The following is a 13,389-nucleotide window of genomic DNA, read 5'->3' as shown; positions in this document are numbered from 1 at the left end:
GGCCGGCCCGGCTGGCGCCGGCCGGCCGTCGCCCACGTCGCGCGGTCAGCGGACGATCTGGCTCGCCTCGTGCACGAGCTGCGCGTACAGCGCGTGCCGGGACGGCGCGATGCGGCCGTCGGCGACGGCTTCGAGGATCGCGCAGCCGGGCTCGTGCAGATGATGACAATTATAGAAACGGCAGTCCGCGAGCAGCGGCCGGAATTCCGGAAACGCGCGCTCGAGGCGGCCTTCGGTCAGGTGGTAGAGGCCGAATTCCTGGAAGCCCGGCGAATCGATCAACGCACCGCCGCCTTCCAGCGGATACAGGCGCGTGAACGTCGTCGTGTGACGGCCGCTGTTGAGCGCGGCCGAAATCTCGCGGGTCGCGGCTTCGGCGTCGGGCACGAGCAGGTTCACGAGCGTCGACTTGCCCATCCCGGACTGGCCGAGCAGGATCGTCGAATGCCCGGCGAGATGCGGCATCAGTTGCGCGCGCGCGTCGTCCGGCGCGCCTTTCACCGACAGCTCGAGCACGTCGTAGCCGAGCGCGCGGTACGGCGCGAGGCGCTCGCGCGCAACCGGCAGCGCGGCCTCGACGTCGATCTTGTTGAGCACGACGAGCGGCTTCAGCTCGTTCGCTTCGGCCGCGATCAGCGCGCGGCCGAGCAGATCCTCGCTGAAATAGGGCTCGGTGGCGAGCACGATCAGCAACTGGTCGAGGTTCGCCGCGAACAGCTTCGACTTGAACTGGTCGGAGCGGTACAGCAGGTTGCGCCGTTCGCCGATCTCCACGATCACGCCCTGGTCGGCCGACGCGAGTTCGTACGCGACGCGGTCGCCGACCGCGATGTCGCTCTTCTTGCCGCGCGGGAAGCATTGCAGCATCGGGCCGCCGTCGTCGGGGGCGACGATGTAGTGGCGGCCGTGCGCCGCGATCACGCGGCCTTCGGCCCGTTGCGCGCCCGATGCACGCGGGGCCGGCTGGCGGGAGGTCGGCCGGCTCATGCGTGCTGCAGCAGGCGGTCGATCCGCTGCGACGCGGGCGGATGCGAGTAGTAGAAGGCCGTGTAGACGGGGTCGGGCGTCAGCGTCGACGCGTTGTCCTCGTAGAGTTTCACGAGCGCGCTGACGAGATCCTGCGCGTCGGTCTGGCTGGCCGCGAACGCGTCGGCCTCGAATTCGTGCTTGCGCGACGTGAGGCTGCTGAACGGCGTCGCGAAGAACAGGAACACCGGGATCGCGAGGAAGAACAGGATGAGCGCGGCGCCCGCGTTGCTCGTGTCGAGCGACGGCGTGACGCCGAGCCCCGTGTAGAACCACGTGCGTTGCGCGAGCCAGCCGAGCAGCGCGAGCAGCACGAGGCTCAGCACGAACGACACGAGCATCCGCTTCATCACGTGGCGGCGCTTGAAGTGGCCGAGCTCGTGCGCGAGCACGGCTTCGATCTCCTGACCGGACAGGCGTGCGAGCAGCGTGTCGAAGAACACGATCCGCTTCGATGCGCCGAAGCCCGTGAAATACGCGTTGCCGTGCGCGGAGCGGCGGCTGCCATCCATCACGAACAGCCCTTTCGCCGCGAAGCCGCAGCGCTTCATCAGCGACTCGATGCGCGAGCGCAGCGCCTCGTCCTTCAGCGGCTCGAACTTGTTGAAGATCGGTGCGATGAAGGTCGGGTAGATCAGCAGCACGAGCATCTGGAACGCGACCCAGACGATCCAGGTCCACAGCCACCACAGGCTGCCGGCCTGGTTCATCAGCCACAGCACGACGAACAGCAGCGGCAGGCCGAGCACGGCGCCGAGCAACGTGTTTTTCAGCATGTCGGTGAAGAACAGCCGCTTCGTCATCCGGTTGAAGCCGAAACGCTGCTCGATGCCGAACTGGCGGTAGTACTCGAACGGCACGTCGATCACGCCCGTGATCACGAGCACCGCGGCGACGAGCGCGACCTGCTGCCCGTAGCCGCGGCCGAGCCAGCCGGTCAGCAGCGTGTCGAGCGCGCCGACGCCGCCGAGCAGCGTGAGGCCGACCAGCACGGCCGCGCTGACGACGATCTCGAGCATCGTCAGCCGGGTGCGCTCGACGGTGTAATCGGCCGCGCGCTGGTGGGCGGTCAGCGGGATGGTGGCGCTGAACTGCGCGGGCACGCCGTTGCGGTGCGCGGCGACGAAGCGAATCTGCCGCGACGCGAGCCACAGCTTGGTGACGACCATCGCGAGGACGGCGATCGCGAACAGCAGGGTGAACGAAAAGGGTGACATCGAAGGCGCCAAAGGGTTCTATGCGAGAATTATATGTTCTTGCGGACCGGCCCCGCTGATGCGATGCCGGCCGCCCGGGCGGCGCCGCATCGGCGCGCCCGGTCCGCCATTTTCCAGGATGAATCATGACCGATACCGCCGCTTCCGCCAGCCAGCCCGCGCTCGTGCGCAACGAGTTGAACCTCGTCTGGCTCGACATGGAGATGACGGGCCTCGACCCGGACAACGACCGCATCATCGAGATCGCGGTCGTCGTGACCAATTCCACGCTCGACGTCGCCGTCGAGGGCCCGGTGTTCGCGATTCACCAGAGCGACGAGACGCTCGCGAAGATGGACGACTGGAACAAGTCGACGCACGGCCGCTCGGGGCTGATCGACCGCGTGCGCGCATCGACCGTGACCGAGGCGGACGCTGCCGCGCAGCTGCAGGCGTTCCTCGCGCAGTACGTGTCGCCCGGCAAGTCGCCGATGTGCGGCAACTCGATTTGCCAGGACCGCCGCTTCATGGCGCGCTGGATGCCGGAATTCGAGCGGTTCTTCCACTACCGCAATCTCGACGTCAGCACGCTCAAGGAGCTGTGCCGCCGCTGGCAGCCGGCCATCTACAAGGGTTTCCAGAAGCGGGCGATGCACACCGCGCTCGCCGACATCCACGAGTCGATCGACGAGCTGAAGTACTACCGCGAGCATTTCCTGATTCCGGCCGCGTCGGCGCCGGCAGGCGATTCCGTGCCGGCCGCCTGAGCGGGCCGGCACGCGAGGGGCGCTCGGCAAACGCTCAGCGCCGCGCGCTTTTCGGCCGGAACGCCGCGACCACCGCGGCGTCGGTCTCGATATACGGGCCGCCGATCAGGTCGATGCAGTAGGGCACCGCGGCGAAGATGCCGGGCACGGTCGACTTGCCGTCGGCGTCGCGCAGCCCTTCGAGCGTTTCCCGGATCGACTTCGGCTGGCCGGGCAGGTTGATGATCAGCGCCGCGTGGTCGGTCGTTTCGCGGATCACCGCGACCTGCCGCGACAGGATCGCGGTCGGCACGAAGTTCAGGCTGATCTGCCGCATCTGTTCGCCGAATCCCGGCATTTCCTTCGTCGCCACGGCCAGCGTGGCTTCCGGCGTCACGTCGCGGCGCGCGGGGCCCGTACCGCCCGTCGTCAGCACGAGGTCGCAGCCGGCGACGTCGACCAGTTCGGTCAGCGTGGCCGAGATCGTCGGCGCATCGTCCTGGATCAGGCGCGTTTCGGCGCGCCACGGCGAAACCAGCGCGCCGGCGAGCCATTCCTGCAGCGCCGGAATGCCCTTGTCTTCGTAAACCCCCGTGCTCGCGCGGTCGCTGATCGACACGAGGCCGACCACGAGCTCGTCCGGGTGGTTAGGCTTCGTCGTCATGGTCGTCTCCGGCGTCGTCGGTCGCGTCGTCGTCGCCGTCGGACGCGCCGCCCGCCGCCTTGATCCACTGGAACAGCTCGCGGAAATAGCGCGGCGGCTTGCCTTGCTGCGCTTCCTTGCGTGCGTTGCGGATCAGCGTGCGGCCTTCCTGGATGTCGGCGTCGGGGTGCTGGCGCAGGAATTCGGTCAGCGCGTCGTCGTTTGCGAGCAGCTGCTCGCGCGTGCGCTCGATCCAGTGCAGGCGGGCGGTGGCGGCCTTGTTCACGCCTCGCTGGGCGTCGAGCGCGGTGCGCAGCGCGGCCGTCTCGTCGTCGGTCAGCGAGCGCATCACGCGGCCGACGTACTGGAGCTGGCGGCGCTTGCCTTCGTGATCGGTGATCCGGCGGGCTTCGCGCACGGCGTCCCCAAGACTTTCGGGCATCGGCATGCGCTTCAGTGCGTCTTTCGGCAGGTCGACGAGCGCCTGGCCGAGCACCTGCAACTCGTGCATCTCGCGCTTCAACTGGGATTTGCTGGGGCGATCGTAGCCGTTGTCGTCGCCTTCGACGACAGGTTCGATCGGCTGGATTCGGGTTTTGCGTGTCATGGGCCGCATTGTATCGCGGCGCGGACACCCCAAGCTTGTCTGTGTCCGGCCCCGGACCTTGCTATGATCGCGGGATACGCAACATTTTGACCATGCGGGCGCCCGCCCGCCACCGGATACCAAGACGATGGCAGCCAATCTCGACGTACAAGCGCGCTATTTCCCGCACACGCAGGACCAGCTCAAGGAAATCGCATCGGACATCCTTCGCCATGCGAAGGCGCTCGGCGCGACCGACGCCGCGACCGAAATCTCCGAGGGCGACGGCCTGTCGGTGTCGGTGCGCCGCGGCGAAGTCGAAACGATCGAGCACAACCGCGACAAGATGGTCGGCGTCACCGTGTTCATCGGCAAGAAGCGCGGCAACGCGAGCACGTCGGACTTCTCGCCGGCCGCGATCAAGGATACCGTCGCCGCCGCCTACAACATCGCGCGCTTCACGGCCGAGGACGAAGCGGCCGGCCTCGCCGAAGCCGAGCTGCTCGAAACCGACCCGCGCGACCTCGATCTGTACCACCCGTGGGCGCTGAGCGCCGACGAAGCCGTCGAGCTGGCCCGCCGCGCGGAAGACGCCGCGTTCGCGGTCAGCCCGCAGATCCGCAATTCGGAAGGCGCGAGCGTGTCGGCGCAGCACTCGCAGTTCGTGCTCGCGACGTCGCGCGGCTTCCTCGCCGGCTATCCGTACTCGCGCCACTACATCGCATGCGCGCCGATCGCGGGCAGTGGCCGCCACATGCAGCGCGACGACTGGTATTCGTCGAAGCGCAGCGCGATCGATCTCGCCGCGCCCGAAGCGGTGGGCCGTTACGCGGCCGAACGCGCGCTCGCGCGGATGGGCGCGCGCCGTCTCGACACGCGCAAGGTGCCCGTGCTGTTCGAGGCGCCGCTCGCGGCGGGCCTGCTCGGCGCATTCGTGCAGGCGGTGAGCGGCGGCGCGCTGTATCGCAAGACGTCGTTCCTCGTCGACAGCCTCGGCAAGCCGGTGTTCGCGCCGCATATCCAGGTCGTCGAGGATCCGCACGTGCCGCGCGCGATGGGCAGCGCGCCGTTCGACGAGGAAGGCGTGCGCACGCGTGCGCGCAGCGTCGTGAAGGACGGCGTCGTCGAAGGCTATTTCCTGTCGACCTATTCGGCGCGCAAGCTCGGCACGCAAACCACCGGCAACGCGGGCGGCTCGCACAACCTCGCGCTGCGCAGCTCGAACACGCAGGCCGGCGACGACTTCGACGCGATGCTGAAGAAGCTCGGCACGGGCCTGCTGCTGACCGAGCTGATGGGGCAGGGCGTGAACTACGTGACCGGCGACTATTCGCGCGGCGCGGCGGGTTTCTGGGTGGAGAACGGTGTGATCCAGTATCCGGTCGAGGAAATCACCGTCGCCAGCACGCTGCAGGAGATGTTCCGCCATATCGTCGCGATCGGTGCGGATTCGATCGTGCGCGGCACGAAGGAAACCGGCTCGGTGCTGATCGAGCAGATGACGATCGCGGGGCAGTAACCCGCGCGCGGCGCAGGCCGCCAGGAAACGAAAAAGCCCGACCGGCGTGGGTGAGCCGGTCGGGCTTTTCTCATCGTGCGGAAGACGACGTCAGCCGCGCTTGCGTGTGTACACGACGAACGCATAGCCGAACGTGTTCGGCGCGGCAGCCTGATGCGCGTCGCGCGAGATTTCCTGCCAGTGCGCGGCGTCGGGCGCCGGGAACGACGCGTCGCCGTCGAAATCGGCATCGATCTCGGTGACGATCAGCTTGTCGGCGAGCGTGAGGCCTTCCGCGTAGAGTTGCGCGCCGCCGATCAGGAATGCCTCGGGCACCCCGTCGCGTGCGGCGAGCGCCAGCGCGTCGGCGAGCGACGTGACCGTGTCGCAGCCTTCGAAACGGCGCGTGGCGTCGCGCGTGACGACGATATTGCGACGGCCCGGCAGCGGCCGGCCGATCGATTCGTGGGTCTTGCGGCCCATCACGATCGGCGCGCCCATCGTCGTGCGCTTGAAGAACGCGAGATCCTCGGGAAGTTTCCAGGGCAACTGGTTGTCGCGGCCGATGATGCCGTTGCGGGCACGCGCGACGATCAGGGTCAACGTCGTCATGAAGGTCGGGGAAGAGGGAAGACGGAATGGGCCGATTTTACCGGAACGGCGGCGCGCGCCGGATTCCGCACGCCCGCGCGCGCATCGGCGTTTCCTGCATCGTGCGCCGCGACGCGTGATGCCCCGCGTCGCGACGACCGTCCGAATAAAAAGAGTGCCCGCCGGGGGACGGAGCACAAAAACGTTGTAGGTCGCGAGCTCGACGAGACCGGTTCCGCTCGATGGCATCCCGTTCGACCGGATCGTCAGTTCAATACGTCATCCTGATTGAATTGAAGCGGCGAATACTCAGGGGTGCGTATTGCCTCGCGCGTTGCCTTCCATCGCATGCCGGATGTCGCCCGGTTGCGGCGCCGGCAGCGGCATCGGCATCGGCAACAGGGGCGGCGGGAGCTCGTCCCACAGCGTCACGGAGGCCTGGGCGGCCGGCAGCGGTTGCGGCGCCGACACGGTCACGATACCGAACCCGTTGCCGTGCGCGACGCTCGACGTGTTTTCGGCAACCAACATGGCGCGATCCGGCTGCATGCCTTCGTCCGCGCATGCCGGTGCAGGCGGGCCGGCGGCCGACAGCACAAGCGTCATCGGCACGAAAGAAAGTAAAAGATGTTTTCGCATGGCGACTGTCTCCGGTCGTTTCCGTATTCAGCGAAATACATGCCACCGTACCGGGACCATTGTCGTCATTGCGATTCGCGCTCGAGTGTTGCGAATGGTGGCCGAAAACGCCTGAAAATGTTTCAGGCCTGAAACGATGGGGCTCGGGAATACTGCTGATTCAATCGACACGCTTCAAGGATGAAAATCGGCGCGTGTGTTGATGACGGCATCCTTCTGCGCATGCGCTATGTGCAGATGATTGACCTGCGTCGACCTCTCGAGCGATTGGGCCGCATCGCCGTCGGTACTGAAACGGGTTTGTCGTATTCGGTGCCTATAACCAAGCTGTCTTGTCAAAAATTATTGGACGCGAGATAAGCGCCATCATGCGAGGCCTTGTCGTTGCCGCGCATCGGCATGGCGAATCGAGCCACCTCCGGCTGACCCGATTCGATCCTTTTGCACGTGATCTCACGTGTGCGGCAATCGTTAGACGGTTGATGAACGGGGTGAGGATATGGGAGCCGATCAGCGGCACGTGATCTACTATTCGCGCGAACCGAACGACGCGTTGCGCGGCCATTTCGACGAATGCGGCTGGCGTGTCGATCTCGCCGAGACCGTGCGCGATGTACGGCGCGTCGTGCAGCACGGCGTGGCAACCGCCGGCCTGCTCGATTTCTCGCCGGGCTTCAAGCCGTCGGACCTGCGCGAACTCGAAGCCTGCCTGAGCATCCAGCACATCGGCTGGATCGCGGCGACGCGGCGCGGCCAGTTGCAGGACGCGACGCTGCGCCATCTCATTCGCGACTATTGCTTCGACTACGTGACGATGCCGTACGAAACGGCGCGCATCGTCGAGACCGTCGGTCATGCGCACGGCATGGTCGCACTGACGGATCCCGTTTCACCGCCCGTCGGCGCGGGGCGCAGCGAAGGCGAGATGGTCGGTACCTGCGATGCGATGCTCGGGCTCTTCAGGACGATCCGCCGGGTCGCGGCGACCGACGCACCGGTGTTCATCTCCGGCGAGTCGGGCACGGGCAAGGAGCTGACGGCGGTCGCGATTCACGAGCGTTCGTCGCGCGCGCAGGCGCCGTTCATCGCGATCAATTGCGGTGCGATACCGTCGACGCTGCTGCAGGCCGAACTGTTCGGCTATGAACGCGGCGCATTCACCGGCGCGAACCAGCGCAAGATCGGCCGTGTCGAGGCCGCCAACGGTGGCACGCTGTTTCTCGACGAGATCGGCGATCTGCCGCTCGAAAGCCAGGCGAGCCTGTTGCGCTTCCTGCAGGAAGGCAAGATCGAGCGGCTCGGCGCGCACGTGTCGATGCCGGTCGACGTACGCGTGATCTGCGCGACGCACGTCGACATGGAAGCGGCGCTGCGCGAAGGGCGGTTCCGCGAGGATCTGTTTCACCGGCTGTGCGTGCTGAAGATCGAGGAGCCGCCGCTGCGTGCGCGCGGCAAGGACATCGAGGTGCTCGCGCGCCACATGCTCGAGCGCTTCAAGGGCGACGCGCATCGCCGCCTGCGCGGCTTTTCGCCGGATGCGGTCGCGTCGCTGTACGGCTATTCGTGGCCGGGCAACGTGCGCGAGCTGATCAACCGCGTGCGCCGCGCGATCGTGATGTCGGAAGGCCGGATGATCACCGCGGCCGATCTCGAGCTGAACGACTATGCGACGCTCGCGCCGGTGTCGCTGCTGGAAGCGCGCGAGGCGGCCGAACGGCAGGCGATCGAGCAGGCGCTGCTGCGCCATCGCGGCCGTTTTGCCGATGCCGCGCGCGAGCTCGGCGTGTCGCGCGTCACGCTCTACCGGCTGATGTGCGCGCACGGCATGCGCGATCGCGGCGACACGCTGGCAGGGTTTTCGGCGTCGTTGCCGGAGCTTCCGCGCCACGCTTGCTAAAATTGGCGGGTACGGTCGCCCCTCGCGGCCGAAGGAACCCGCATGAAACAGTATCTCGATCTCGTTCGTACCATTCTCGATACCGGCGCCTGGCAGGAGAACCGGACGGGAATCCGCACCATCAGCATGCCGGGCGCGATGCTGCGCTTCGACCTGCAGCAAGGCTTCCCGGCCGTGACGACCAAGAAGCTCGCGTTCAAGTCCGCGATCGGCGAGCTGGTCGGCTTCCTGCGCGCGTCGCGCAGCGCCGCCGATTTCCGCGCGCTCGGCTGCAAGGTGTGGGATGCGAACGCGAACGAGAATGCGCAGTGGCTCGCGAACCCGTATCGCCAGGGCGTCGACGATCTCGGCGACGTATACGGCGTGCAATGGCGCCAGTGGCCGGGCTACAAGGTGCTCGACGCGGGCGCCGACGCGCAGATCGCCGACGCGACGCGCCGCGGCTTCCGGATCGTCACGCGTTTCGACGAAGACGGCGCGCCGAAGGTGCTGCTGTACAAGGCGATCGACCAGTTGCGCCAGTGCCTGGACACGATCATGGAGAACCCGTCCGATCGCCGCATCCTGTTTCACGCGTGGAATCCGGCCGTGCTCGACCAGATCGCGCTGCCCGCGTGCCATCTGCTGTACCAGTTCCTGCCGAACGCGACGAAGCGCGAGATCTCGCTGTGCCTGTACATCCGCAGCAACGACGTCGGCCTCGGCACGCCGTTCAACCTGACGGAAGGCGCCGCGCTGCTGTCGCTCGTCGGCCGGCTGACGGGCTACACGCCACGCTGGTTCACGTATTTCATCGGCGACGCCCACATCTACGAGAACCAGCTCGACATGCTGCAGCAGCAACTCACGCGCGAGCCGTACGACAGCCCGCGGCTCGAGATTGTCGAGCGCGTGCCCGACTACGCGAAGACGGGCGTCTATGCGCCCGAATGGCTGGAGCAGGTCGAACCGTCCGATTTCTCGCTCGTCGGCTACCGGCACCATGAGCCGCTGACCGCGCCGATGGCGGTCTGATCGCGCGGGCGGGGCCGCGCGGTTGCATCGATCCGCACCTCGTAAAAAGGCTCGACCGGTATTAGCCGGTCGAGCCTTTTTGTTTCATGTTTGCTGCACTTACTGGCGATGCCGCTCCTCGTGGCCGCCCTGCGGCGGCGGATTGCTCGGACGGGGCGCCTCGACGTGCGGCGCCGGTTGCGGCCGCGGTTCCATCCGGGGGGGCGGCATCGACGGGCGCGGCTCCATGCGGGGCGCCGGCTGCGGTCGCGGCTCCGCACGCGGCGCCTGCGGCTGCGGACGCGGCATGTCATGCACGGCCGGTGCCGGCGGACGGTACTCGTTCACGCGCGGCGGCGCGACTTCGCGATGGGGCGCCGGTTGAGCGAAGTCCGGGCGCGGTTGCGGCGCGGGGGCGGCCCGTTCCGGTTGCGGCTGCGCATGCTGGGCCGGCGTCGGGAAATCGGGGCGCGGCCGCGGTTGCGAAATTTGCGCGGTATTGTCGACGCGCGGTTGCGGCAGCGCGCGCGGCGCTTCGTTCCGCCCGCCGGGCTGCGCGCCTTGCGGCGTCGGCACGCCGTCCGGATGCGGTACCGCCGCGCTGCGCACCGGCGGCAGCGCATTCTGTCCTGCCGCGTGCAGCGCGGTGGGCGGCGCCGCGCGCTGACGCTCCATCGGCGTGTGCGGCTGCATCCACGCGGGCGACGGCGCGTTGGCTGCGTGTGCGTTGCCGGTCCCCGACGGAACGTCGTTCGCCCCCGGCGGATGCGGAACGCCGTTGCCGGGCGCGAACGCCTGATGCGGGATCGGGTTGCCGGGCGCCTGCGGCGGGCCGCCGTTGGCGAAATGCGGTGCGTTGGGATTTTCGCCGTTCGCCGGCCGCGCGACGTTCGGCATGCCCGGCGTCGGTGCGCCCGGCCGCCCGGCCTGTTCGCCGGCCGGCTGGCCTTCGCGCGGCGTGCGGGCCGGCTGCACGACGGGGCCGTGCGGATTCACGAGCTGCACGTTGTGCATCGCCCATGCACCGCCGCCCGGCGTGCCTGGCACGCGGACCGGACGCGCCGTATAGTCGGCCGGCACGTTCGTCTTCACGACGGGCGCGCCGGCACCCGGTACGCGTCCGCCTTGCTGCGCGAGGTGGGCGGCGGCCTGATCGCGATACGCGGCCGGCACGGCCGGATTGCGCGTCGCGACGTACGGGTGTTGCGCGATCGCCGCCGGCGGGCGGTAGCCGGCATTGCGCAGCCCGCCGGTGAAGCTCTGGCGCACCGGCGCGATGCCGGGCGTGCCCGGCGTGACGTGCGCGTTGCGCCATTGCTGCGGATCGACGTGCTGCGAGAAGTGCGCGACCGGCTGGCCGTGCACGAACGCGGAGGCCGGTACGGCCGTGATCGCATGCGGCGCGCGGAAGTTCACGTACGTCTTGTTGATGTTGGTGATATTGGTGATGTTCGTCACGTTCACGGTCTTGTTCACGTTGACGTTGTTCACCACGATGTTGCGGTTGACGCGGTCGTAGTAATGCGGGCTCCAGCCGCCCCAGCCCGGATGCCACGGTTCGCCCGGGCCGAGCGCGAACCATGCGCAGCCGGCCGCGGCGACGCCGCCGACCGTGAGCGCGACGCTCCAGTCGGAACCGCCGCCGCCGCCGCCGCCGCCGCCGCCCACGAACGCGACGAGCGCCGGCGCATAGGCGGGCGGCTGGCTGACGACCATCGGGCCGGGCACCCAGGCCCAACTGTCGTCCACGTACGCCCAGCGGCCGTAGTGATACGGCGCGAAGCCCCACGGCGCGTCGTCGACCCAGGTCCAGCCCCACGGCGCCTGCCAGATCCAGTGGCCGTCGTGATAGGGCGCCCAGTCGGCCGGCGTGTCGTCCGGCACCCATACCGCGCCGTAATTCGGGGTTTCGCGCCACGTGCCGTTCGCGTCGAGATCCTGGTAGCCGGGAATGTCGCGCGACACGTAGCGGGCCGACACCGAGCGCGCTTCGGCCGCGTCGCGGCTGGCGGCCCACTGGTCTAGCGCGTCGGGGCCCGGTGCGGCCGCTTGCTGCGCGACCTGCAGGTCGGTGCCGGTGAACACGACCTGCTGACCGGGCGACAGCGGGTACTGCCCGTTGCTGCCGTACACGGTCGCGCGACCGCTGCGCACCGTCACCGTCGTGCTCGCGCCGTTCGGCGCGACGTCGACGCGATAGTCGCCGGGGCCCGTGATGCCGAGCGCGAGATTCGGCGTGTCGATTTCGTACGATCCGCCGGCCGGCAGGTCGCGCACGTGCGTCGACACGGTGCCGAGGCCCACCTTCAACTGCGTTGTCGTGTCGTCGAGGTTCAGCACCGACAGGCTCGTCGATTCGCCGAGCCGCACCGCCGTCGAGCCGATGTGCAGTTCCGAGCGCGCGCCCGCATCGTTCCACAACTGGTCGCCGGTCGTCAGCGGGCGGTTCACCGCCGCATACGACCAGGTATCGGTGCCGGCCGGTTCGGTCGTCACGGCACCCGACAGGTAATTGAGCCGCGCGACGCGGCCGGGCGGATCGCCGCCGGGTTGCCGTGCCGCGGCCGCGCTCGGCGGCGCATCGGCCGATTGCGCGAAGGCGGGCGGCAGCGCCGCCAGCACGGCGAACGCGAGCAGCGTGTAGCGGGCGGTGCGCTTGAGCGCGAACAGGGGGGCCATGGTGAGCGTCATCGTTGTGATCGCGGCGCGTCGATTCGTGCCGTCCAGTTCACAATATCCGCTTGGCCTGTTTCAAGGCACGGTGTTTTGTAAGTCGAATGGCACGCGATGTAACAAAACCTGTCCATCCCGCGCCGTTGTCGTGCAGCTGCAATGCCGGCGTCAAGCGGACGTAAGCCACGCGTCGAAAACCTGCTGCCCGGGCACCGTGACGCGCAGCACGCGTGGCCGGGCGGCGCGCTCGATCCAGCCGTGTGCGCAGAAGCTGTCGAGCAGCGCCGCGCCGAGTGCGCCGCCGAGATGCGAACGCCGCTCGCTCCAGTCGAGACAGCCGCACGCGAAGCGGCGCCGGCGCGCGCGCTGCTGCGCGACGTCGATGCCCCATTGCGCGAGCGCCTGGGTGCCGCGCTCGGTGGTGTCGATCGCGTCGCCGTTCGCGAGCAGCCAGCCGCGCGCGGTGAGGCCGTCGAAGATGCGCACCGCGAGCTCGCCGGCCATGTGGTCGTAGCAGGTGCGTGCATAGCGCAGTTCGGCCGGGACCGCGCGCGACGGCGGCGGAACCGGGCGATGCGGCGCGGCCGCGCGGGCGACGTTCGCGAGGGCTTCGAGCGAGGCCGCGATGTCGGCCGACGCGATGCGGTAGTAGCGATGCCGGCCGCGCACGTCGAGGGCCAGCAGGCCGCCCTCGGTCAGGCGCGCGAGGTGCGCGCTGGCCGCGGACGGCGACAGCCCCGCGATCATCGTCAGTTCGCCGGCCGGTCGCGCGCTGCCGTCCATCAGCACCCACAGCATCGCGGCGCGGCCGGGATCGGCGATCAGCGCGCCGATGCGGCTCAGGCCCGGAAAATGGTGGTCGTCTTGATCGGTCATCGTCGTGTCTCGTCGAGCGGGATGA

Annotated in this window: 12 protein-coding genes; 4 read left to right on the top strand and 8 right to left on the bottom strand. The window is 68.5% G+C overall.

Annotated elements, in window-relative coordinates; genetic code table 11:
- Positions 1-45: 45 nt before the first annotated feature.
- Together rsgA and HWX14_RS06040 are read right to left on the bottom strand one after the other, a co-directional pair.
- Positions 46-987, bottom strand: coding sequence for a ribosome small subunit-dependent GTPase A (gene rsgA / locus HWX14_RS06045; RefSeq protein WP_175881939.1), 942 nt, complete (start codon positions 985-987; stop codon positions 46-48).
- Positions 984-2,243 (bottom strand): M48 family metallopeptidase, encoded by a 1,260-nt coding sequence (locus HWX14_RS06040; RefSeq protein ID WP_175881938.1) that lies wholly within the window; start codon positions 2,241-2,243, stop codon positions 984-986. The genes rsgA and HWX14_RS06040 overlap by 4 nt, the downstream gene beginning before the upstream one ends.
- 125 nt (positions 2,244-2,368) lie before the next feature.
- On the opposite strand from HWX14_RS06040, the gene orn reads away from it, so the two are divergent.
- Positions 2,369-2,989 (top strand): oligoribonuclease, encoded by a 621-nt coding sequence (orn, locus tag HWX14_RS06035; protein WP_175881937.1) that lies wholly within the window; start codon positions 2,369-2,371, stop codon positions 2,987-2,989.
- Between the two features lie 34 nt (positions 2,990-3,023).
- Here the strand turns inward: orn and mog are convergent, their stop codons facing one another.
- Positions 3,024-3,632: a molybdopterin adenylyltransferase gene (gene mog / locus HWX14_RS06030; RefSeq protein ID WP_175881936.1), complete on the bottom strand. Its 609-nt coding sequence runs from the start codon at positions 3,630-3,632 to the stop codon at positions 3,024-3,026.
- Positions 3,616-4,218 carry a ribosome biogenesis factor YjgA gene (gene yjgA, locus HWX14_RS06025; protein ID WP_279611798.1) on the bottom strand — a complete coding sequence of 201 codons (603 nt, stop codon included), beginning with the start codon at positions 4,216-4,218 and terminating at the stop codon, positions 3,616-3,618. The genes mog and yjgA overlap by 17 nt, the downstream gene beginning before the upstream one ends.
- 127 nt (positions 4,219-4,345) lie before the next feature.
- Between yjgA and pmbA the strand changes: the two genes are divergently transcribed.
- Positions 4,346-5,716: a metalloprotease PmbA gene (pmbA, locus tag HWX14_RS06020; protein ID WP_059574040.1), complete on the top strand. Its 1,371-nt coding sequence runs from the start codon at positions 4,346-4,348 to the stop codon at positions 5,714-5,716.
- Positions 5,717-5,806: 90 nt separating this feature from the next.
- Here pmbA and HWX14_RS06015 read toward each other — a convergent pair whose 3' ends face one another.
- On the bottom strand, positions 5,807-6,307 hold the full coding sequence (locus HWX14_RS06015; RefSeq protein WP_175881934.1) for a dihydrofolate reductase: 501 nt from the start codon (positions 6,305-6,307) through the stop codon (positions 5,807-5,809).
- A gap of 288 nt (positions 6,308-6,595) precedes the next feature.
- The gene (locus HWX14_RS06010) at positions 6,596-6,925 is read right to left on the bottom strand and encodes a hypothetical protein (RefSeq protein WP_175881933.1); all 330 of its coding nucleotides are present in this window, start codon (positions 6,923-6,925) and stop codon (positions 6,596-6,598) included.
- A gap of 499 nt (positions 6,926-7,424) precedes the next feature.
- Here HWX14_RS06010 and HWX14_RS06005 point away from each other — a divergent pair, with 499 nt between their 5' ends.
- Together HWX14_RS06005 and HWX14_RS06000 are read left to right on the top strand one after the other, a co-directional pair.
- A complete protein-coding gene (locus HWX14_RS06005; RefSeq protein WP_175881932.1) occupies positions 7,425-8,822 on the top strand; it encodes a sigma-54 dependent transcriptional regulator in 1,398 nt (465 codons plus the stop codon).
- Positions 8,823-8,864: 42 nt separating this feature from the next.
- The gene (locus tag HWX14_RS06000; protein WP_175881931.1) at positions 8,865-9,836 is read left to right on the top strand and encodes a thymidylate synthase; all 972 of its coding nucleotides are present in this window, start codon (positions 8,865-8,867) and stop codon (positions 9,834-9,836) included.
- A 99-nt stretch (positions 9,837-9,935) separates the two neighbouring features.
- Here the strand turns inward: HWX14_RS06000 and HWX14_RS05995 are convergent, their stop codons facing one another.
- Both HWX14_RS05995 and HWX14_RS05990 read right to left on the bottom strand, forming a co-directional pair.
- Complete coding sequence (locus HWX14_RS05995) at positions 9,936-12,506, bottom strand: DUF6600 domain-containing protein (RefSeq protein ID WP_244130164.1); 2,571 nt, start codon at positions 12,504-12,506, stop codon at positions 9,936-9,938.
- 150 nt (positions 12,507-12,656) lie between these two features.
- Positions 12,657-13,364 (bottom strand): helix-turn-helix transcriptional regulator, encoded by a 708-nt coding sequence (locus HWX14_RS05990; protein WP_175881930.1) that lies wholly within the window; start codon positions 13,362-13,364, stop codon positions 12,657-12,659.
- Positions 13,365-13,389 lie beyond the last annotated feature (25 nt).

This window comes from Burkholderia sp. BCC0044 (assembly GCF_902832955.1).
Classification (GTDB): domain Bacteria; phylum Pseudomonadota; class Gammaproteobacteria; order Burkholderiales; family Burkholderiaceae; genus Burkholderia.
Note: the sequence above shows the minus strand (reverse complement) of the source record. Positions and strands in the feature narration are given on the sequence as shown.